Source organism: Micromonospora sp. NPDC050795 (genome assembly GCF_044456785.1).
Classification (GTDB): domain Bacteria; phylum Actinomycetota; class Actinomycetes; order Mycobacteriales; family Micromonosporaceae; genus Micromonospora.
Window position 1 is genome coordinate 22,623 of sequence record NZ_JBITGE010000038.1, and the last position, 20,157, is coordinate 42,779.

At 68.9% G+C, this 20,157-nt stretch carries 19 protein-coding genes; 8 read left to right on the forward strand and 11 right to left on the reverse strand.

Going from position 1 to position 20,157, the window contains the following annotated elements; all coding sequences use genetic code 11:
- Positions 1–74 precede the first annotated feature (74 nt).
- Entirely contained in the window at positions 75–752 is a 678-nt protein-coding gene (locus ACIBEF_RS27125; protein ID WP_396795996.1) for a maleylpyruvate isomerase N-terminal domain-containing protein, read from the forward strand.
- 23 nt (positions 753–775) lie between these two features.
- On the opposite strand, the gene ACIBEF_RS27130 is transcribed toward ACIBEF_RS27125, so the two are convergent.
- Positions 776–3,472, reverse strand: a complete 2,697-nt coding sequence (locus tag ACIBEF_RS27130) for a replicative DNA helicase (protein ID WP_396795998.1) — start codon at positions 3,470–3,472, stop codon at positions 776–778.
- A gap of 381 nt (positions 3,473–3,853) precedes the next feature.
- On the opposite strand from ACIBEF_RS27130, the gene ACIBEF_RS27135 reads away from it, so the two are divergent.
- Positions 3,854–5,404: a hypothetical protein gene (locus ACIBEF_RS27135; protein ID WP_396796000.1), complete on the forward strand. Its 1,551-nt coding sequence runs from the start codon at positions 3,854–3,856 to the stop codon at positions 5,402–5,404.
- Positions 5,405–5,520: 116 nt separating this feature from the next.
- On the opposite strand, the gene rplI is transcribed toward ACIBEF_RS27135, so the two are convergent.
- From rplI to rpsF, 4 genes are all read right to left on the reverse strand, one after another.
- Entirely contained in the window at positions 5,521–5,967 is a 447-nt protein-coding gene (gene rplI / locus ACIBEF_RS27140; protein WP_396796001.1) for a 50S ribosomal protein L9, read from the reverse strand.
- Between the two features lie 14 nt (positions 5,968–5,981).
- Positions 5,982–6,263, reverse strand: coding sequence for a 30S ribosomal protein S18 (gene rpsR, locus ACIBEF_RS27145; protein ID WP_051723758.1), 282 nt, complete (start codon positions 6,261–6,263; stop codon positions 5,982–5,984).
- Positions 6,263–6,799: a single-stranded DNA-binding protein gene (locus ACIBEF_RS27150; RefSeq protein ID WP_181518404.1), complete on the reverse strand. Its 537-nt coding sequence runs from the start codon at positions 6,797–6,799 to the stop codon at positions 6,263–6,265. Before ACIBEF_RS27150 ends, rpsR begins: the two co-directional genes overlap by 1 nt.
- Positions 6,800–6,880: 81 nt before the next feature.
- Complete coding sequence (gene rpsF, locus ACIBEF_RS27155; protein WP_036391391.1) at positions 6,881–7,171, reverse strand: 30S ribosomal protein S6; 291 nt, start codon at positions 7,169–7,171, stop codon at positions 6,881–6,883.
- 628 nt (positions 7,172–7,799) lie between these two features.
- Between rpsF and ACIBEF_RS27160 the strand changes: the two genes are divergently transcribed.
- Together ACIBEF_RS27160 and ACIBEF_RS27165 are read left to right on the forward strand one after the other, a co-directional pair.
- Positions 7,800–8,591 (forward strand): deoxyribonuclease IV, encoded by a 792-nt coding sequence (locus ACIBEF_RS27160; protein WP_357201849.1) that lies wholly within the window; start codon positions 7,800–7,802, stop codon positions 8,589–8,591.
- Complete coding sequence (locus ACIBEF_RS27165; protein WP_396796003.1) at positions 8,588–10,897, forward strand: hypothetical protein; 2,310 nt, start codon at positions 8,588–8,590, stop codon at positions 10,895–10,897. Before ACIBEF_RS27160 ends, ACIBEF_RS27165 begins: the two co-directional genes overlap by 4 nt.
- Before the next feature lie 120 nt (positions 10,898–11,017).
- Here ACIBEF_RS27165 and ACIBEF_RS27170 read toward each other — a convergent pair whose 3' ends face one another.
- The gene (locus ACIBEF_RS27170; RefSeq protein ID WP_396796004.1) at positions 11,018–12,520 is read right to left on the reverse strand and encodes a glycosyltransferase family 87 protein; all 1,503 of its coding nucleotides are present in this window, start codon (positions 12,518–12,520) and stop codon (positions 11,018–11,020) included.
- Positions 12,521–12,646: 126 nt separating this feature from the next.
- Positions 12,647–14,956, reverse strand: coding sequence for a transglycosylase domain-containing protein (locus ACIBEF_RS27175; RefSeq protein WP_396796006.1), 2,310 nt, complete (start codon positions 14,954–14,956; stop codon positions 12,647–12,649).
- Between ACIBEF_RS27175 and ACIBEF_RS27180 the strand changes: the two genes are divergently transcribed.
- Complete coding sequence (locus ACIBEF_RS27180) at positions 14,919–15,659, forward strand: hypothetical protein (RefSeq protein WP_396796008.1); 741 nt, start codon at positions 14,919–14,921, stop codon at positions 15,657–15,659. The genes ACIBEF_RS27175 and ACIBEF_RS27180 overlap by 38 nt on opposite strands.
- 139 nt (positions 15,660–15,798) lie before the next feature.
- Here ACIBEF_RS27180 and ACIBEF_RS27185 read toward each other — a convergent pair whose 3' ends face one another.
- Positions 15,799–16,248, reverse strand: coding sequence for a DUF5318 domain-containing protein (locus ACIBEF_RS27185; protein ID WP_355004535.1), 450 nt, complete (start codon positions 16,246–16,248; stop codon positions 15,799–15,801).
- Between the two features lie 175 nt (positions 16,249–16,423).
- Here ACIBEF_RS27185 and ACIBEF_RS27190 point away from each other — a divergent pair, with 175 nt between their 5' ends.
- A complete protein-coding gene (locus tag ACIBEF_RS27190; RefSeq protein ID WP_030331823.1) occupies positions 16,424–17,062 on the forward strand; it encodes a PadR family transcriptional regulator in 639 nt (212 codons plus the stop codon).
- Between the two features lie 23 nt (positions 17,063–17,085).
- Entirely contained in the window at positions 17,086–18,165 is a 1,080-nt protein-coding gene (locus ACIBEF_RS27195; protein WP_091396616.1) for an inositol-3-phosphate synthase, read from the forward strand.
- 62 nt (positions 18,166–18,227) lie between these two features.
- On the opposite strand, the gene ACIBEF_RS27200 is transcribed toward ACIBEF_RS27195, so the two are convergent.
- The 3 genes from ACIBEF_RS27200 to ACIBEF_RS27210 all read right to left on the reverse strand — a co-directional run bounded on the left by ACIBEF_RS27200 (position 18,228) and on the right by ACIBEF_RS27210 (position 19,499).
- Entirely contained in the window at positions 18,228–18,614 is a 387-nt protein-coding gene (locus ACIBEF_RS27200; protein WP_357208243.1) for a hypothetical protein, read from the reverse strand.
- On the reverse strand, positions 18,611–18,817 hold the full coding sequence (locus tag ACIBEF_RS27205) for a ribbon-helix-helix protein, CopG family (protein WP_088987059.1): 207 nt from the start codon (positions 18,815–18,817) through the stop codon (positions 18,611–18,613). Before ACIBEF_RS27205 ends, ACIBEF_RS27200 begins: the two co-directional genes overlap by 4 nt.
- A gap of 202 nt (positions 18,818–19,019) precedes the next feature.
- Positions 19,020–19,499 carry a methylated-DNA--[protein]-cysteine S-methyltransferase gene (locus tag ACIBEF_RS27210; RefSeq protein WP_396796010.1) on the reverse strand — a complete coding sequence of 160 codons (480 nt, stop codon included), beginning with the start codon at positions 19,497–19,499 and terminating at the stop codon, positions 19,020–19,022.
- A gap of 98 nt (positions 19,500–19,597) precedes the next feature.
- Here ACIBEF_RS27210 and ACIBEF_RS27215 point away from each other — a divergent pair, with 98 nt between their 5' ends.
- The gene (locus ACIBEF_RS27215; RefSeq protein WP_396796022.1) at positions 19,598–20,155 is read left to right on the forward strand and encodes a hypothetical protein; all 558 of its coding nucleotides are present in this window, start codon (positions 19,598–19,600) and stop codon (positions 20,153–20,155) included.
- Positions 20,156–20,157: the final 2 nt, after the last annotated feature.

Here is a 20,157-nt window from a genome sequence, read left to right on the forward strand (position 1 = left end):
ACGCGTCGACCCGGGCACACCGCCCGCGCCATTGATCGTTGGCGCGCGCCACGCTTCGTGCGAGGCTCAATCGCATGACCGCGATCCGACCGGATGAGGCGCTGGCCCAGGCGTACGACGGCATCACAGCGGTGGTCGGTCGCCTCGACGACTCCGGCCTGCAACAGGCCACCCGCTGCCGGGGCTGGCTCGTCGCCGACCTGCTCCTGCACGTGCTCGGCGACGCCCAGCGGGCACTCGTCACCCTGGCCAGCCCCGTCGACGGCCCTGCCGATGTCGACGACGTGAGCTACTGGCGCGACTTTCCCGGCGGCGACGACGAGGCCGCCCGCCATGCCTGGTGGGTCCGCCGCTCGGCTGCCGCCTTCGACCGCCCGACCAGGATCGTCGACCTCTGGCGGGACACCGCCCCGGCCGCGGTCCGCGCCGCCGCGTCAGCCAACCCCGACGGGTACGTGACCACCCAGGGACACGTGCTGCGCGTACCGGATTTCCTCGCCACCCTGACCACCGAGGCCGCCGTCCACCACCTGGACCTGACGCTGGAACTGCCCGACGCCCCGCCGCCCGGCCCACTGGCCGTACAGGTCGCGGTAGCGACAATGGACGGCCTACTCAGCGACGACACCGTTCGACCCGCCGCGTGGGACGACAACGACTTTCTACTGAAGGCCACCGGGCGCGTACCGCTGACCGACCGGGACCGGCTGGAGCTGGGTGAGTCGGCAGGCTGGTTCCCACTGCTCGGCTGACCGACGACAGGCGGGCGCGTCGCTCAGCCGATGGCCATGTCGACGAAGCGGGACAGGTGCAGCTGAGCCGCGACGGTCACCGTGTCGGTGGGTCCATTTCGATGCTTGGCAACAATAAAATCCGCCTCCCCGGCCCGCGGCGACTCCTTGTCGTAGTAGTCGTCGCGGTGCAGCAGGATGACGACGTCGGCATCCTGCTCGATCGAGTTGTGGGTGGCGATGCCGTTGGCGATGAAGTTGTGCTTTCCAAGCACAGTTGCGTCGAACACTTCTTGCTCACCCAGCGACTCGATGGACACGATCGAGTCCCAGAAGATGTCGTTGGTCGCGTGCAGGTCAAGGTCGGCCGCGTCGAGGACGGTGGCGATCGCCGCCAGCCGGGAGCGGCTGGGCGCATGCTTCCAGAGGGTGCTGCCGCAGAACTGGGTGCCGATGGCCTTCGCGAACTCACGGTGCGTCATGCCCTGCTCGACCAGAATTTCCTTGACTCTGGTCCACACCTCGCGCGGCACGGTGTCAACGTTGGTGTTGCTCTCCGTCGACTCCAGAGCAGCAAGCAGAGCAGCGCAGCCCTCCGAGCGTTGCCCGTAGACGCCAATCTCGCGCAGGAACCTCAACTGGTCGTCCCGACCGGAGATGTCGAGCGTGTACTGAGGGCGATGTCCTACGACTGGTACGGCCCGCAGCCGGGCTGTGATGCCGTACCTGAGGAGCAGTCGAGAGATGTCCTCAAGCATTCGACGGCTCGTGGAAGCGAAATATACGCGCCCTCCGCGGCCTGTGCCGTTGACGGTCACCGAACCGTCCGTGGCCCAGAGATGCCGCAGGAAGCTGGTGATCTGTTCCTTGGGCAGGCTGAAGACAGCAGAAGGAAGGAACTTTTCGTGTGACCTCAAACCGAAGAGACCCAGCTCGTCCAGCCAAGACGCGATCGGGTTACGCCGACCGCGAGCCAGGCGATAAGGCCCCGGCAGGCGGAGGGTTGTCACACTCGCAGCCGCATAGTCGTCGCGCACGGCGGCGATCCCGAAGTGCTTCGCTGCTTCCGCCACGGCCTGTAGGTTCAGCTCATCACAACTTGCGTACCGGATGGGTTGGTGCCGCACGAAGGACCCGTCGCCCAACAGGTGCGCCAACATGACCACCTCGGCGTCGACCCACGGGCGGGTGACCATGGGAGGCGGTAGGTGTCTGGGCGTAGCAATGCGATCTCCGGGCGACAGCTCACCGAGCGGCAACCAGCCGGTGAACGCTAGGAACGGATGGTTCGCTGTTGCGTCGATCTGCTTGCCCGACGCGAGGGTCAGCCGGAACACCTCGCGAGTGCCGCTCGGGAAGACGTGGGTCATGGTGCGAGGCGTATAGCGAAGGCTCTCGTCCAACGCCCAGACCGGGATGTCCTTTGCGCCGCTGGACAACAGCTCACCGAGCGTGATCTCGGTATTGTCATCCGCTCGAACCACGCGGGTCTCCGCCGTGAGGCAGCCTGATTCACGCAGGTCGGACAGCTGGGGTCGCTTGTCGGTGCGCTGCTCCGGGCCACGGTTCAGCTGACTGACCGCGATCACCGGGCACTCGACCTCCTTGGCCAACAGCTTCAGGCCACGGGACAGGTCGGCGACCTCCTGCTGGCGGCTCTCGGTGCGCTTCGGTGAGGTCATCAGCTGGAGATAGTCGACGACGATCATCTTGAGGTCGTGCCGCTGCTTGAGCCGCCGGGCCTTGGCCCGGATCTCCATCAGGTTCATGCTCGGCGTGTCGTCGACGAAGAGTGGGGCCTCGCTGATCTCGCCCATGCACCGGGCCAGCTTGGTCCAGTCGTCGTCGGAGAGCTGACCGCTGCGCAGCACGTGCAGCGGCACCCGCGCCTCGGCGGAGAGCAGCCGCATGACGATCTCGACCTTGCTCATTTCCAGCGAGAAGATGGCCGCGGCCTGGTTGGCGCGAATAGCTGCATTTCGGGCAAAGTCCATACTTGCCGTAGATTTACCCAAACCAGGCCTGCCTGCCACGATGATCAACTGTCCGGCGTGCAGGCCGTTGAGCAGCCGGTCCAGGTCGCTGAAGCCGGTCGGCACGCCGGTCATCATGCCGCCGGTCGCGCCCACCGCCTCGATCTCGTCCAACGTCGGCTGCAACATGTCCGCGAGGATCGCGAAGTCCTCGCTGACCCGCCGTTCGGTGACGTCGTACACGGCCTGCTGGGCGAGGTCGACGACGTCGTCCACGTCGCGGCTGCCGCCGCTGGCGGTGCCGTAGCCGAGCTGCACGATCTTCGTGCCGGCCTCGACCAGTCGGCGTAGCACCGCCCGCTCGCTGACGATGCGGGCGTAGTACGCGGCGTTGGCGGCGGTGGGCACGCTGGCGATGAGTGTGTGCAGGTACGGCGCGCCACCGATGCGTACCAGATCACCGGAGTCGGCGAGGGCCGCCGCGACGGTGATCGAGTCGGCCGGCTCACCCCTGCCGTAGATGTCGAGGATGATGTCGAAGATGGTGGCGTGCACCGGCCGGTAGAAGTCGTTGGTCTTGAGGATCTCGACGACGTCGGCGATGGCGTCCTTGGAGAGCAGCATGCCGCCGAGGACGCACTGCTCGGCGGCGACGTCCTGGGGCGGGGTCTTGTCGAACTGGCCATCCCGCTGGGCGGGTGGCTGGCCTCCGCCGGAGCGTGGCTCTGCCCGCATGTCGTCGGTGACCGACACGGGTCCCCCCTCCACTGCGCCGGATCCAACCCCAGCTCTACTGCTGGGGTGCGACACTTCTCCTCCGACCGGGCCGGTCGATCGGGGGCCATCGCCGGCGGTCGAGGGCCAACCATACGGACCCCGAGGTCAGAGACTCAACAACGCCGGTGGACGAGCCTCGGGACAACCTGTGGATCCCGGTGGACAGCATGTGCGCAGCGTGTGCACAGCCTGTGGATAACCATTGGGGAATTCTCGGCCATAAGTCGTTGACCTGCTAAGACATACTCCCCAGCCTGTGGAGGAGAATATTTCGGTCGGGCCTGTGACACGATCGTCCCGTACTATCTCCAGCGAACGGCTACACCTGGACAGCGGATTCCGCTTTCGGTTCAGAAGGGTCACACTCCGGCCGTGAATTACCGGGACTGGGGACGCGGCGATGGCAGCCCGCGCGAGCGCCAGCCAACCGCCTCGTGGAGTGAGCGCGCGGCGTCTGTTCCGGTTGATCCGTACGACGAGGACGGGCGCTACCGCACCTCCAGCCGTCGACGTGCGTTGGAACGCGGCCAGGACGAGCCTGTCGACGCCTACCTGCCCCGGTGGGCGCTGGAGTCAGGGGTCCGGCACGCGGACGGCGCTGGTCGGCACGCGGCACCGGACGACGACGAGGACGAGCCCGAGCGGCCGATCTCCGGGGCGGGCCGACGGTCCGCCGAGTCGTCGGGTGGTCGGCGGCGGGGCAGCGAGCCGCGTCGACGGGAGCAGGCAGCGATCGGCCCGGCACCGGACTCGGACCACACCCGGGAGTGGACACTCGACCGTCCGCAGGACCAGGGTTATTCCGGCCGCCGACGGGCCGACGCCGGGGAGGACGAGCCGATCTCTGGTGCTGTCTCGGAACGGCGTCCCCGCCGCGCGCCGGTTGGCCGTCCGCAGGTGATCTGGTCGGGCGGGGAGCCGGAGTCCCCCCCGAGCGAGCAGGTCCCGGACCAGGAGCCGAGCCGTCCCACCCGGCGTAGCCGTCGTGCGGCGGAGGAGTCCTGGTCCCGTCCGGCGGCCGACCCGTGCGTCCGCAGTTCGGAGCAGGTGTCGGAGCCGGATCCGTCGTACCCGCCTGCTGTGGACCCGTGGGATGCCTCGGGCGTGCACGCGTGGCCGCCGGCGGACAGCGGGGACCTCAGCGGGCAGTGGTCGGCGGTGGAGAGCGTCGGTGGCTGGGAACGGTCGGACCGCACCGGCCAGTGGGAGCGGTCCGCGATCGAGGACGACCAGTGGGACCGTACGATGGCGCCGCGCTCCGATCGACCGGCGGCTGCCGAGGGGTGGCCGAGCCGGGAGGACGGGTTCTGGTCCGGCACCCGGTTGGCTGATGACGACCCGCGTTGGATGGACCCGACGACGTCGGCGCCCCGGTCTCCGGTGGTGGGATACACCGCCCCACGGCCGCGCAGCGCGCCTGCGCCTGCGCCGCGTACGGGCACGCCGCGTCCGGGTACGCCCCGGCGGAGGGCGGACCGGCCGGCGGTGGGAACGGCGTCGGTACGTCGGCGGGTCGAGTCGGCGGCCACGGGTGCCTGGGCGCGGCGCCTGGAGGACGACCTGCTCGACCCGGATCCGGGTGGATCGGTCCGGCCTCTGCTGTATACGGCGGCCTGTTACCTGGTGCCGGCGATGCTGATCTTCGTTTGGCTGTTGACGTTGGACAGTCAGGCGCCGGCTGGTTGTGTGACCGACATCAGCGGAGGCGGGTGTGAGTCCGCCCGGTCCCGCGCGCTGGAGTCACTCCTGGCCGGTACGCCGCGCTTCGGTCTGGCTCTGGTGAGCAGCCTGGTGGTGGCGGCGCTGCTGCGGCGGGTGGGTACGACCTGGCGCTCGGCGACCATCGCGGTGGCCGCCGCGGTGGTGGGCGGCGGCCTCTCCACGGTGTTGATCAGCGCGGTGACGGGCCAGCCCATCGGGTGACCCGTCGTCGGGTCGGGGGACGCCCGGCCGTGGCCCGGGTTGCCGCGTTGGACGACGTACGCACGAGAGCCCGCACCGATCGCTCGGTGCGGGCTCTCGTGGTGGTGTTGCGGACGTCAGCCCTGAACGACGTTCAGGTTGAACGACGCGGTCACCTCGGGGTGCAGCTTGATCTTCACCGGGTAGGTGCCGGTCGACTTGATGTGACCGGGCACCTCCAGCCGACGCCGGTCGAGGACCGGGCCGCTGGCCGTCTTGACGGCGTCGACGATCTCGGCCGGGGTGACCGAGCCGAAGAGCCGTCCGCCGTCGCCGGCGCGGACCTTCAGGTTGACCTTGAGACCCTCGAGCTGAGCCTTGACCTCGTTGGCGTGGTCGAGGTCGCGGATCTCGCGAGCCCCACGGGCCCGCTTGATAACCGTGACCTGCTTTTCCGCGCCCTTGGTCCAGACGATCGCGAAGCCCTGCGGCAGCAGGTAGTTACGGCCGTAGCCGTTCTTGACCTCGACGATGTCGCCCGGGGCACCGAGGCCGGACACTTCCTGAGTCAGGATGATCTTCATATCGGTGCCTCCTCTCAGCGGGTGGTGGCCGTGTACGGCAGGAGCGCCATCTCACGGGCGTTCTTGACCGCACGGGCGATCTGCCTCTGCTGCTGCGAGGTCACGCCGGTCACCCGACGAGCGCGGATCTTGCCGCGATCGGAGATGAACTTGCGCAGCAGAGCGGTGTCCTTGTAATCGATGTAGGCGATCCCGTCCTTGTCGAGCGGGTTCACCTTCTTCTTCGGCTTGCGCAGTGCCGCAGCCTTGGCCGTTGCACGTGCTCCTGGTTTGCGATCGCGAGCGCTAGGCGCCATTAGAACGGTGGCTCCTCGTCAAAATTGGCGCCCGAACCGGCACGCGCGGGAGAGGGAGCGGCCGAAGCCCAGGGGTCGTCGAAGTTGCCTCCGCCGCCGCCCTGGTTGCCACCACCACCGCCGCCACCGAAGCCGCCGCCACCGCCGCCGGAGCGGGACATCTTCTGCACCTTTGCCGTGGCGTAGCGCAGCGACGGGCCGATCTCGTCGACCTCAAGCTCGATGACTGTGCGCTTCTCACCCTCGCGGGTCTCGTACGACCGCTGACGCAGCCGGCCCGACACGATCACCCGGGCGCCACGCTGCAGCGACTCGGCGACGTGCTCGGCGGCCTGCCGCCACACGGTGCATGCGAGGAACAGCGGCTCGCCGTCCTTCCATTCGTTCGACGCCTTGTCCATGAAACGGGGCGTCGAAGCGACTCGGAACTTGGCGACCGCAGCCCCGGAGGGGGTGAACCGCAACTCGGGGTCATCGGTCAGATTGCCGATGACCGTGATGGTGGTGTCTCCTGCCATGACCATCTCCTCGCGCACTCAGCGTCTCGTCGTACAGGCTCTCAGAGCCCTCCGACAGAGTCGCGGAGGCTGATCCGGACGAACCGGGGGTTGGAAGGCTTAGCGCATTTCCGGTCGGATGACCTTGGTGCGCAGCACGGACTCGTTGAGCCGGAGCTGACGGTCCAGCTCGGCCACCGCAGCAGGCGTGGCCTGCAGGTCGATGACGGCGTAGATGCCCTCGGCCTTTTTGTTGATCTCGTACGCGAGGCGCCGGCGGCCCCACACGTCGGTCTTCTCAACCGAGCCACCCGCGGTCCGAATCACGTTCAGGTACGTGTCGAGCGACGGTGCGACGGTGCGCTCCTCGAGGCTGGAGTCGAGGATGACCATCAGTTCGTAGTGACGCAAGACGTGCTCACCTCCTGTGGGCTAAGCGGCCACGGTCCTTCCGTGGCAGGAGGTCTTGTGTCGCTGCCCGCACGCGCCGAGGGAACCCGGCCGGACGCGGACAACCTGACCAGGATACCCGGTCCGAACGATCATGCCCGGGGTGGTCGGGTCCGGACCTGGACGAGCCGGCGGGGGCCCACCGTCCGACCGTCAAGCGGTCGGTGGTGAACCCCCGTCTACGAGGCCGCGGGGCGTCCGGTCCGCATTCCTTGGGTGGGACCTGGGGAGGAACGACCACACCGATGAGGTTGGACCGAAGACGCCCCGCGGAGCTTTATCGTGTTGTTATCTGACGATACAACAGCACTCGTACCTTGTAGGGGGGAAAAGCACAATTTTCCGAGATCTGTCGTTGCTCGGTACCCGTTGTGCGATGGGTCGCCCCCGCTGCGCCGGGCCGCGCCGCGGGGGTGACCTCGCTGTCGGCCGTCGACCGCCGGTCGCCGTGTGCGACGCTCGCGCCGCTGGCGGCACCGGGACGCTGGTCGCCGGTTCACACCCATCAACGATCGTCGGTCCCTCCGGTGACGCGACACCGCCCCGGCCGTCGCCCCGGCGGTCGGGGGCGCGACGTAGGCTCGCTCGCATGCGTATCGGAGCCCACGTCGACTCGACCGACCCGCTGGCGGAGGCGGCCGCCCGGTCCGCCGAGACCGTGCAGTTCTTCCTCGCCGACCCACAGGGTTGGAAGGCACCCAAGCCTCGCGAAGACGCCGATCGGCTGCGCGCCGCCGAGGTCGACCTCTACGTGCACGCGCCGTACGTCATCAACGTGGCCACACTCAACAACCGCATCCGGATCCCGAGCCGCAAGCTGCTGCTCGGGCACGCCAACGCGGCCACCGCCATCGGCGCCAAGGGCCTGATCGTCCACGGTGGGCACGTCAACGCCGGCGACGACCTGGCCGTGGGCTTCGACAACTGGCGCAAGACCTTCGCGTACGCGGCGGACTCCGGCGGTTTCGGCGTACCGGTCCTAATCGAGAACACCGCGGGCGGCGACAACGCCTGCGCCCGACGGCTGGACGCTCTCGCCCGACTCTGGGACGCCATCGGCGACTACGAGGTCGGCTTCTGCCTGGACACCTGCCACGCGTACGCGGGCGGCGAGGAGCTGCTCGGCCTGGTCGACAGGGTCAAGGCGATCACCGGGCGGATCGACCTGGTGCACGCCAACAACTCCAAGGGCGCGTTCAACTCCGGCCAGGACCGACACGACAACCTGGGCGGCGGGACGATCGACCCGGAGCTGGTGGTGGCGGTGATCCGGGCGGCCGGCGCGCCGGTGGTCGTCGAGACACCGGGCGGCGTGACCGGCCAGGCCGCCGACATCGACTTTCTGCGTGAGCAGCTCGGAGCGGAGAGCCCGGCGGCATGACGAGCGGACAGCCCGGGACCGGCAACGCCCGGCCCACCCCCACCGGCGCGGCCGGCGAGAGTCAACCCGCCACCACTGCCGCGGCCGGAACCCCCACCCAGCCGGCTCGCACCTCCGACAAGGCCCCCGCCGGGACCACCGCGGACCAGTCCCCGCCTGTCGGCGGCGACACGACCGGAGCCACCCCGAAGGGCGACGCCGGGGCAGAGCGCGCGACGAATGGTGCCGCCAGCAAGGACGCGGTCCGGCACGGCGACAAGCAGGGCAACTCGGCCGAGAAAGACAACGCGGCCGAGAAAGACAACGCGGCCGAGAAAGACAACGCGGCCAAGAAGGACGACACGGCCAAGCAGGACGCTGGCCAGGGCGGCACCGCAACCGGCGACAGCACCGCCACTGGCACCGACGCATCCAAGAACAGCGGCACGACCAAGGACAGCAAACCGGCCAAGGACAGCGACCCGGCCAAGGACGCGAAGGCGGACGGCGCCGACGCTACGGACAAGGCCGACAGCGAGGCGAAGCCGGTCGGCCCGGAGCGTTGGGAGGCGTTCGCCTCCGCACCGGAGCCACGGCCCTCCATCTTCAGTCGGGCGGGCCGGGCGGTCGGGCGGTTCCTGATCCACGAGTGGACCCTGGCCGCCCTCGGCGCGTTGGCACTGGCCGTGCTGATGACCTGGCCGACGCTGCGCTATCCGCGCTACACCCTTCCGCAGGACTACTGGGACCCGAGCCTGCAAGCCTGGCAGATGGCCTGGTCCGGGCACATCCTGCTGGCCGAGCCGGCGCGGCTGTGGCAGTCCAACACGTTCTTCCCCGAGCTGTGGAGCTTCGCGTTCTCCGACACGCTTCTCGGGTACGCCCCAGCCGGGATGCTCGGCAGCGGTCCCGAGGACGCCGTGCTGCGCTACAACATCATGTTCGTGCTGGCGCACGCGCTCGCCACGCTCGGGGCGTACGCGCTGGCCCGACAGCTCGGGGCCGGCCGGATCGGCGCGGCCGTCGCGGGCGTGAGCTACACCTACGCGCCGTGGCTGCTGGCCCAGGCCGGGCATCTGCACGTGCTGTCCAACGGGGGCATTCCGCTGGCGCTGGCGATGTTGGCGCGCGGGCACGGGTGGTCGCTGCGACACGGCTACCGGCCGGAGCGCCGGCACGACGGTTGGGTCTACGCGGGTTGGCTGGTGGCGGCCTGGCAACTCAGCCTCGGCTTCGGCATCGGGCTGCCATTCGCGTACTTCCTGGCCGGTGCGGTGCTGGTCACTGCCGTCTTCTTCTTCGCGCGGCGGCTGCGCACCGGGCAGGCCGTTCCGTTCGGTCGCCGGTTGTTCGCCGCCGACGTGCTCGGTGGGGTGTTGTTCGCCGGTGTCGGTCTGCTGATGGCGTTCCCGTTCTTCAAGGTGACCGAGCTGCACCCGTACGCCGAGCGCACCATCGGCGACATCAGCCTCTTCTCGCCACCGGCGTCGGGCTTCGTGACAGCGCCCGGTGAGTCGCGGATCTGGGGTGGGCTGCACGAGGGGGCCCGGGCGGCGCTGCCGTGGCACCCGGAGATGACCCTGCTGCCGGGCTTCGTGCTCTACGCGCTCGCCGCAGGCGGGTTGTTCTTCTCGGTCTGGCGGTTGCGGCACCGACTGCTGCTGCTCGCCGGGGTGGTGCTGACGATGGTCTTCGCGATGGGCACCCGTTTCTTCGACGGCACCTTCACCTACGTTCCCCTCTTCGAGCACCTGCCGGGCTGGAGCGCGTTGCGTACCCCCGGGCGGTTGATGCTCTGGACCACGTTGTTGCTCGGCCTGCTCGCGGCGGGCGCGGTCACCGCGCTCACCGACCGGGTCCGCGAGTTGACCGCGCAGCGGATTCCGTCGTGGCCGGGGCCGTGGCTGCGGATGGCCACCCTGCTGCCGTTGCTGCTGGTCGCCGTCGAGGGCCTGAACACCACCCCGCACCCGGTGGTGCCGACCCAGCCGGCGGCGATGCGTTCGGCGGAGGGTCCGCTGCTGGTGCTGCCCAGCAACCAGAGCCTGGACCAGCACGTGATGCTCTGGTCGACCAGTGGGTTCCCCGACGTGGTCAACGGCGGGAGCGGCTTCACACCGCGCCAGCTCGACGATGTTCGTCGGGTGAGCCAGTCGTTCCCGGACCAGACGAGCATCGACTACCTGCGCACGCTCGGCGTTTGCAGTGTGGTGCTGCTGCGCGGCCAGGTGGCTGGCACGCCGTGGGAAATCACCATCGACGCGCCGGTCGAGTCGCTCGGCATCAGTCGGCAGGAGGTCGGGGAGGCCGTCGTCTACCGCCTCTGAGGCTTCAGGGCGGGTTTTCGGGGGAGCCCGCCCGGCTCCGGGCGGTCAGGCTTGATCCCTGCGCCGGGCGGGCTCCCCCGAAAACCTGACCTGGTCCGGGCCGCGTTCGGCCTGAAGGGGTCAGGTGGTGATGGGTTCCACGGAGGGTTCGCTTCTCGCGGGGCGGCGCCAGCGGTCTATCCAGGGGGCGTCCGGGGCGCCGTCGAGAACGCCGCCGTCCGGGTCGTCCGGGTAGGTGGCCCGCACCGCGTCCTGCTCAGGGTGCAGGATCTCCTTGACGACGAACACGCAGAGCACCACCACAGTGGCCAGTCGGAACGTCGAGGCCAGCACGAACACCCCCTCCGGGAAGACAGGCTTGCTGGTTGCCGCGCCGAGCAGTTCCCCGTAGAAGGCGACGAAGTAGCAGACCTCGGCGATCTGCCAGGCCAGGAACGCGCCCCACTTCGGCCGGGCGAGCACCACGAGCGGGAGCATCCAGAGCACGAACTGCTGCGACCAGACCTTGCTGAAGATCAGGAACGCGGCGACCACCAGGAAGGCGAGCTGACCCAGCCGGGGTCGGCGCGGTGCCCGCAGCGCCAGCACGGCGATGCCGAGGCAGGCCAGCCCGAACAGCGCGTACGAGACGGTGTTGAGGGTCGGGATGTTGGCGTTGAGCCACTCGAACGGGCCGAGGCTGGCGGGGTCGTTGCCGACCTTGCCGTCAAGGTAGCGCCCGATGTACCAGAGCGTGCCCCAGTCGATCGGCCGGGTGGTGTTCAGCTCGAAGAACCGGTCCCAGTTCTCCGGGTACGCCCGCGCGGCCGGCAGGTTCACCAGGACCACCGCCGCGACAGCCGTCCCGATGGCGATGAGCGCGGCCCGAACCCGGTCGGCCCGTAGCGCCAGGATGAGGATCGGCCCGAGCAGGAACAGCGGCCAGAGCTTCGCCGCGCCGGCCAGACCGAGCAGCACGCCCGCCACCGCCGGTCGTTTTCGGGCCCAGGCGAGCAGGCCGAAGGCTGCCAGCCCGATGGCCAGCAGGTCCCAGTTGACGGTGGCGGTGAGCACCAGAGCCGGGGCGAGTGCGAACATCGCGGCGTCCCAGGGTCGTCGTCGGCGCAACGACAGGATCACCGCCACCGTGGCCACCGCGAGCGCGCCCAGCACCAGCGCGTTGAGGTTGTAGAACCACTGGCCCTGGTTGATGCTCGGGTCGCCGTCGCCGATGGCGTGCACCGGCAGACCCAGCGCGCCCATGAAGTAGCCGGTCAGCACCGGGTACTCGACCGGGTGGTCGCGGTAGGGCACCTTGCCTTCGTTGAGCCCTTCGGCGTAGTAGAGGGCGAGGACGTCGGTGTAGCAGAACCGCGTGTACTGGACGTTGTTCTGCCAGGCGCCGTTCTGGCAGGGCGATTTCTGCACCCAGTGCAACGCGAGCGTGAGACATACCAGCGCCAGCACGATCCGCGCGGCCGTCCAGAAGCGATGCTCCCGACCGGCCGGCCGGTTCAGCGTTGTCGCGTGGTCGCCGAGCGGCCCGCCGATGACGCTGGACATGCCGCGGACGAACCCGTCGGAGCGGGACGGGTGATCGGTGGTTCCGGCGTCGTCGATGCCGGGCGTCGACTGGGTGCTCATGAAGAGGCATCCTGCCGTACGACAGGGGTGCCCGTCCCATCCCGGCGCGGAGTTCCGGGTACGAAAACGCCGCCGCCGGCCGGGACGTGTCGTCCGGCCGGCGGCGGCGTCGTGTGCTGGTGCGGGTCACTCCCGGTTGGGTGGCAGGCTGGGCAACAGCCCGCCGCCACCACCACCTGTGCCGCCGCCACCCGGATTACCGCCGGGGTTACCGCCAGGGTTGCCACCGGGGTTACCGCCTGGATTGCCCCCAGGGTTACCGCCGCCGGGGTTGTTGCCGCCAGGGTTGCAGAGAATGTCGATCAGCGGGTTACAGGGTTGTCCCTGGCCGGGCTGACCCCCCGGGTTCGGCGGTGGCGGCGGGGGCGGCGGCGCTTCGCCGTTTCCGGAGTCCTTGTCGCCGATGTTCGCCGCCGGCGGGAAGTCCACCTTCGGTTTGCCCTTCAACGCCTCGTTCATGAACCGCTCCCAGATGTCGCCCGGGAGGTTGCCACCACTGACCTTGCGCTTGTCCTTGAGGATGAGTGGCTTCCGGTTCCCCACGTTGCCCACCCACACCGCGGTGGCCAACTGTGGCGTGTAACCGATCATCCAGGCGTCGCCGTTATCCTCGCTGCCGCCCTTGAGTTCCCAGGTGCCGGTCTTGGAGGCCGCCTTGCGACCGTCGTCGAGCCGGTGGTTGACAGCGGCCGGGTAGTCCTTCAGGACGGACGTCACATCGTCCACCACGCTCTTCTCGATTCTCCGCTTCGAGTCGAGCTTCTCGCTGTAGACCTTGTCCCACTTACCGGTGTTCGGGTTCTGCTTCTCCACCGAGTAGAGGAAGTGGGCCTTGTTGTAGACGCCCCCGTTGGCGAAGGTGGCGACGCCGTTCGCGTGGTCCAGCACGGTGATCGGATACTGGCCATAGCCGACCACGTTGAAGAACGGCTCCGGGGTGATGTCCTTCGGGTCGGTCTTGGTCAGGTCGTAGGACTTCGCCGGGTTGGTGTCGGTACGCCACATGGTGGTGACGCCCGCCTGCTTGGCCATGTCCACGACCTTGTCCGCGCCGATCTCCTCCGTGACGTAGTAGAACGGCACGTTCAGGGACTTGAGCGTGGACACCCGCAGTGTGCAGGAGTTACCGCAGTCGGGGTTGTCGTCGCCCGCGTTGCTGACCTTGAACTCGGTGCCTTCCGGCTTGAATGCCTTGCCCTTCCAGCGAGACTCGAGCGCCTTCTTCTCCTTGAGCGCCGCCGCCAACGTGTAGATCTTGAAGCTTGATCCGGGCGAGTGACCGCCGCTGATCGCCCCGGTGGAGTCGGTGTTCTTGCCGGCGTAGTCGGTGCCGGTGCCGTTGTCACCGCCGTAGTACGCGACGACCCGACCGTTGGTGGGGTCGATCGAGACCACCGCGGCCATGAGGTTGGACGGCTGACCGGCCAACTCGGAGCCCTTGGACTTGCGCTGGGCCGTCTCGACCGCCGCCGCCTGCATCTTCGTGTCCATTGTGGTGCGGATCCGGTAACCGCCGGACATCAGCGCCTGGGAGCACGACGGCTTGGCATCTGTCACCTCCGTGTCCTTTTCGACACAGATACCCCTGTCCCGCATCTCCTGCCGGACGTAGTTGATGACGTTGCCGTATGGCGTGTCGACGCCGAAGTCGACGCCGATGCCGCCCTTCTTCGGGGCCTTGATGGCCTTGATCGGGTACTCAGCAGGACGCGGCTCCATGCCGGGCACACCCAGCCAGCCCTCCTTGACCATGCCGTCGATCACGTAGTTCCAGCGATCCTGGGCCGCGGTCGGGTTGATGGCCGGGTCGTACCCCTGGTGCGTGGAGCTGGGTTCCGGCTGCTTGATCAGAGCCGCGAGGACGGCACCCTCGGCCGGGTTGAGCTTGCTCACCGACTTGCCGAAGTAGGTCTGCGCTGCGGCCTCGATGCCGTAGGCGCCCCGGCCGAAGTAGATCACGTTGAGGTAGTGCTGCATGATCTGCGGCTTCGTGTACTCGTCGTTGAGCTTGGAGGCGAAGATCGCCTCCTTCACCTTCCGGGCGTACGTGTCGTCCTTCAGGTTGTCGTAGGCGTTGCGCGCGTACTGCTGGGTGATGGTGGAGGCACCCTGCTTGTCGCCGCCGGAGAGGTTGTTCCAGCCGGCCCGGGCGATGCCCTTGTAGTCCACACCCGAGTGTCGGTAGAAGTTCCGGTCCTCGGCCGCGGCCACCGCCTTCTGCACGAAGTCCGGAATCTGGTCGATGGTGACCAGGGTCCGGTTCTGATCGCCCACCTTCGCGATGATCGTCTTGTTGTCGAAGGCGTACAGGGTGGTCGCCTGCGGCGGAGTGATCTCGTCCGGAAGCACCACGTTCGTCGAGTAGTAGGTGAACCCGACCACGCCGATGCCGGCGAGCATGACGAAGACGGCGAACCCGGCGATCAGCAGGTTCATCCGCTTGCGCTTCTTCGCCCGCGCCGCGGCGCCCGAGTCGCCCGGACCACGGCCGCCCCGACCGGGACCACCCGGGCCGCCCGGCCCACCGGGACCCCCAGGGCCGCCCGGCCCACCGGAGACCGGTGAGACGCTCGCGCGCGCGACCGCCGCACGACCACCGACCGACGCGGATCCGACGCTGGCCCGGCCCGCCGAGGCGGTGCCGACCGAGGCCGCACCGACGGCGGCGGCACCGACTGCGGCCCTACCTGCGGGCGCGCCCGGCGCCGGGGAGACGGGCACCGAGGCCCGACCGGCACCCGCGCGGCCAGCTGCCGCACCCGGTGCCGGCGACACCGGCACCGAGGCTCGACCGGCCCGGCCGGTCGCTGCCGAACCCACCGACGCGGACCCGGCGGCCGCGCTGCCACGCGGCGGCACCGAGGCGGAGCCACCGACCGTGGCGCGGCCACCGGCAGCCCGGGGCGTCACCGAGGCGCGGCCCGGGGTGGCCGCGCCGCCCTCCGAGGCTGACCAGCCGCTCCCGCCAGATTCACCGCCGGGTCGGCGGTACGCGTCGTCCGCGCCCGGTCCGGGGTCACCGTCCGGACCCGAGTACTGGGCCCGCCCGCGCGCAGAACTGGGATCACCGTACGAGTTCATTCCTCACACCCTGCCGGTCGCGGTGGGGCGCGGCTGCGCCGCCACCGGGTTGCCGTGAGTTGCTTCACCCGGGACGCCGGCACGGGGGTGCCGGCCGACCGGGATCATTGCCGTATCAATCGGGCCAATCGGGCGACCAAGCGGTCGGCCGTCCCGGGTTTCGTCTGCCACTCCGGGGCCGGTCCAACCAACTGATGTCACCGTTGCGCCTCTCGCCTCCGCCGACCGGCGCCTTCGGCGCCCGCCGCGTCCTGCTCGCTCGTGCCGTCGCTGTCGCCGGTCAGACCGTCCCGGCCGAGCAGGTACTGCTCGACGAGATGGTTCCAGTCACAACCGAGGCACACCTCCACGACGAAGACCTGGAACTCACGCAGCGTCATCGCCAGCACGGGCAACTCGGCAAGTGTCCGAGCCTGGCCGGCGGACTGCTTGAGTTCGTCACCGTAAATGTAGTGGACCAGCGTCAGGTTTTCGCTGCGGCAGATCGGGCAGCGCCGGTCCGTCGGCTCTCCGTGGAACCGAGCGGCGTTCTTCAGGTACGGCGACGCGTCGCAGACGTCGTACGTGCCGACCCGGCCGGCCAGGAGCTCACGCAGCACTGCTCGCTTCTGAAGCGAGTAGTCGACGACCTGGCGCTGCGTACGCATGCGGAGAAGGGTACGCGGTCCGACCGGAGCAGGCGACCACGCTCACAATCCGTGACGACGACATCTCGGAACGGGGGTTTGCCCTGGCCCACGCGACCCGCTAACGTGCGATGTATCGGTCCGATACATCGCGGCGGTTACCACTCCACGCCGGAGGGTAAAGAGAGGGTGGCCAGTGCTTGAGTTCGCCATCCTCGGCCTCCTGCAGGAGTCTCCGATGCACGGCTATGAGCTGCGCAAGGAGCTGACCGCCAAACTCGGCGCGATCCGGGCGGCGATCAGCTACGGCTCGCTCTATCCCACGCTACGCAGGCTGCAGGCGGCGGGATGGATCACCGAAGCTGCTGAGACACCCGCCACTGCCGAGGAGGTTCCCGCGCTGACCAGCCGACGAGGTCGGGTGGTCTACAAAATCACCGCGGAAGGCAAGGAACGCTTCGCCCAGCTGATCGCACAGGCCGGACCCGAGACGTACGACGACACGGGCTTCGGAGTGCACTTCGCGTTCTTCGCCCGGACCGACCAGGCGACCCGACTACGCATTCTGGAGGGTCGCCGCCGCAAGATCGAGGAGCGTCGCGAAGGGCTTCGTGACGTGCTGGGCCGGGCGGCCGAGCGCCTCGACGCTTACACGCTGGAACTGCAGCGCCACGGCCTTGATGCCTGTGAGCGCGAGGTCCGCTGGCTGGAGGAGCTCATCGCCAACGAGCGCTCCGGCCGAGCCCCGACGGTCCCGAACATAGGGACAGCCGGCGGCCGACGAGAAGACAACAGCCCGCCTCCGCCTGGAGAGACCAGGAATGAGCGGCCGTGACAGAAAAGAAGGAGGCAGACGCTATGGGCTCCGTCCGCGTCGCCATCGTCGGTGTGGGTAACTGCGCCTCGTCCCTGGTTCAGGGCGTCGAGTACTACCGGAACGCCAACCCGAACGACCGCGTCCCGGGTCTCATGCACGTCGCCTTCGGCGATTATCACGTCAACGCCGTGGAGTTCGTCGCGGCATTCGACGTGGACGCCAAGAAGGTGGGCATGGACCTCGCGGAGGCGATCGTCGCCAGCGAGAACAACACCATCAAGCTCTGCGACGTGCCGCCGACCGGCGTCAGCGTGCAGCGCGGCCCGACCTTCGACGGTCTGGGCCAGTACTACCGCGAGATCGTCGAGGAGTCGGACGCCACCCCCGTCGACGTGGCGCAGGCGCTGCGCGACGCGCAGGTCGACGTGGTCGTCTGCTACCTGCCGGTCGGCTCCGAGCAGGCCGCCAAGTTCTACGCCCAGGCCGCGATCGACGCCGGCTGCGCGTTCGTCAACGCCCTGCCGGTCTTCATCGCCTCCGACCCCGAGTGGGCCAAGAAGTTCGAGGACGCGGGCCTGCCGATCGTCGGTGACGACATCAAGAGCCAGGTCGGCGCCACCATCGTGCACCGTGCCCTCGCGAAGCTCTTCGAGGACCGCGGCGTCGAGCTGCTGCGCACGTACCAGCTCAACTTCGGCGGCAACATGGACTTCATGAACATGCTGGAGCGCAAGCGCCTGGTCTCGAAGAAGATCTCGAAGACCCAGTCGGTCACCTCGCAGATCCCGCACGAGATGAGCAAGAGCGACGTGCACATCGGCCCGTCGGACCACGTGCCGTGGTTGGACGACCGCAAGTGGGCGTACATCCGCCTGGAGGGCCGCTCGTTCGGTGACACCCCCCTCAACGCCGAGCTCAAGCTCGAGGTGTGGGACTCTCCGAACTCGGCCGGTGTCATCATCGACGCGGTCCGGGCTGCGAAGATCGCCCTGGACCGGAAGATCGGCGGCCCGATCCTGTCGGCCTCGTCGTACTTCATGAAGTCTCCGCCGGTGCAGTACGCCGACCACGACGCCCACCAGGCCGTCGAGGAGTTCATCGCCGGTGAGGTCACGCGCTGACGCGCTGAGTCATCACGCACGTGGAAGGGCCGGGTCCGTGCGGACCCGGCCCTTCGCCGCGTTCAGCTCGACATCTCCAGGTACGGCGACAGCCGCAGCGCCAGCTCGTCGACCGAATCGATCTCACCACTGGCCAACGCGTCGGTGAGCGCCATCCGCTCCTTGGCCGGCATGTGTAGCACCACGCCGCAACGGACCAGGAAGATCCGCATCGCTGCCCAGGCGAGGCCGGCGTTCCACATGTCGAGCGGCCGCCAGATCATCAATCCGTGCATCAACGCCGCCGCCCTCTCCAGCACGGTCGGGTAGACGGCCCGCCCCAGCATCCGGGCGTGTGGGCGGGCCGCCGCTGCGACGAGGATGCCGCCGTCCCTGACCCGGCTGTGCTGGCCCGTGTGCTCGGACAGGAGAATCAACAGGTCTTCCGGCTCGGGCCACGGTTGATTCACCGGTCCCCCAACATCTCGAAGAACTCGGCGTCTTCCTCCAGGACCCGCCGGGCGGCCTGGCGGGTCCACTCGTTGCGCTCCTGACGCTCGAGGTATTCCTGGATCGCCACCTCGACGGTCTTGTGCATCGAACGGTGTTCCGCCTCGGCCAGCTCCCGAAGGCGCTGCTCGACCTCGGGCTTGAGCGTCAGGGTGAAGGCCATACCGTTTTTGTATAACTCTTCCGGGGGTACGTCAACCAGACTCGACACCATCTCTTGCCTCCATCTCCGCAGCCAGCACGTTCGCGTTTCGACCAACGCACATGCAGAGACCGAGGTACGGAGACAAAGGGTCAAAATGTGTAGCGATCGTCACGTGTTCATCTCCGGCGCGGCGGCCAGGCGTGACGGGATCGGTCGAAGGTCAGGACCACGCGTGTCGCAGCGCGACAGCGGCCTCCAACTCCAGCAGCTTGACCTTGCGCGGCAAGCCTCCACCGAAGCCGACAAGCTTGCCGCCCGCCCCAACGATCCGGTGACACGGCACGATGACCGGGACCGGGTTGCGGTTGCAGGCCATTCCCACCGCCCGCGCCGCCCCCGCATCGCCGACCAGCCGCGCCACCGCGCCGTACGTCAGCGTCTCCCCGTACGGGATTCGGGTCATCTCCCGCCACACGGCGCGCTCGAAGTCGGAGCCCCGGGGCATCGACACCGGGATGCCGAACGCGGTCAGCTCACCGGCGAAGTACGCCCGCAGTTCGTCGACGGCCTGCTGGGACAACGCGTCGCCGGGCTCGTCGACCGCTGCCTCGACCCGGCCGAAGGCGGCGCCGCAGACGTTCGTGCCGTCGGTGGCGACGGAGAACTCGCCGATCGGCGAGTCGAGCACGGTCCAGCGCATCCACCTATTCTCCCCGACGCGGACCATCTCGCCGGCCCGGCCTCCGGCAGCGGGTCGAGCGCCACTCCCGACCCGCACCGCTAGATCATCTTCGCGTCCTGCCAGGCCGTTCTGCGTTGCGCGGCGTCGATACCGTCAAGGTCGTGGCAACGGGGACGCTCATCTTTCTGATCATCGGCGGGGCGGGCATCGGTGTGCTCGCGCTCGCGCTGCTCGGCACCGAGCTGCTCCACTTCGGGCACGCCGACGTGGACGGGCCGATCTCGGTCGAGACGGTCGCCGGCTTCGCCGGGGCTTTCGGGTTCGGCGCGGCCATCGTCAACGAGCTGCTCGGTGCGCGTACACCTGGCATGGTCGTCGGGGCGGTGGCCGGCGGCGTGCTCGCGGCCGTGCCCACCGGCTGGTTGGCATCCCGGCTGAGTCGGGCGGCGCGGAACATGCGCACCGACCCCACCCCCACCCGCGACGACCTGGTCGGCGCGCTCGGCCTGGTCGTCACCCCGGTGCCGGCCAACGGGTACGGCGAGGTCCGCATCCGCCTCGCCGGCCAACCGGTCAAGCTCAGCGCCCGCGCGGACCAGCCGATCCCGATCGGCGCTCAGATCTTCGTCGTGCAGGCGCTCAGCGAGACCAGCGTGCACGTAGAGACCTACTGATC

Excerpts from the sequence above, each read along its gene's own strand:
- ACIBEF_RS27125 (WP_396795996.1), top strand. The coding sequence starts at position 75 with ATGACCGCGATCCGACCGGATGAGGCGCTGGCCCAGGCGTACGACGGC.
- rplI (WP_396796001.1), bottom strand. The coding sequence starts at position 5,967 with ATGAAGATCATCCTGACTCAGGAAGTGTCCGGCCTCGGTGCCCCGGGC.
- rpsR (WP_051723758.1), bottom strand. The coding sequence starts at position 6,263 with ATGGCGCCTAGCGCTCGCGATCGCAAACCAGGAGCACGTGCAACGGCC.
- ACIBEF_RS27160 (WP_357201849.1), top strand. The coding sequence starts at position 7,800 with ATGCGTATCGGAGCCCACGTCGACTCGACCGACCCGCTGGCGGAGGCG.
- ACIBEF_RS27165 (WP_396796003.1), top strand. The coding sequence starts at position 8,588 with ATGACGAGCGGACAGCCCGGGACCGGCAACGCCCGGCCCACCCCCACC.
- ACIBEF_RS27170 (WP_396796004.1), bottom strand. The coding sequence starts at position 12,520 with ATGAGCACCCAGTCGACGCCCGGCATCGACGACGCCGGAACCACCGAT.
- ACIBEF_RS27180 (WP_396796008.1), top strand. The coding sequence starts at position 14,919 with ATGACGAAGACGGCGAACCCGGCGATCAGCAGGTTCATCCGCTTGCGC.
- ACIBEF_RS27175 (WP_396796006.1), bottom strand. The coding sequence starts at position 14,956 with ATGAACCTGCTGATCGCCGGGTTCGCCGTCTTCGTCATGCTCGCCGGC.
- ACIBEF_RS27185 (WP_355004535.1), bottom strand. The coding sequence starts at position 16,248 with ATGCGTACGCAGCGCCAGGTCGTCGACTACTCGCTTCAGAAGCGAGCA.
- ACIBEF_RS27195 (WP_091396616.1), top strand. The coding sequence starts at position 17,086 with ATGGGCTCCGTCCGCGTCGCCATCGTCGGTGTGGGTAACTGCGCCTCG.
- ACIBEF_RS27205 (WP_088987059.1), bottom strand. The coding sequence starts at position 18,817 with ATGGCCTTCACCCTGACGCTCAAGCCCGAGGTCGAGCAGCGCCTTCGG.
- ACIBEF_RS27210 (WP_396796010.1), bottom strand. The coding sequence starts at position 19,499 with ATGCGCTGGACCGTGCTCGACTCGCCGATCGGCGAGTTCTCCGTCGCC.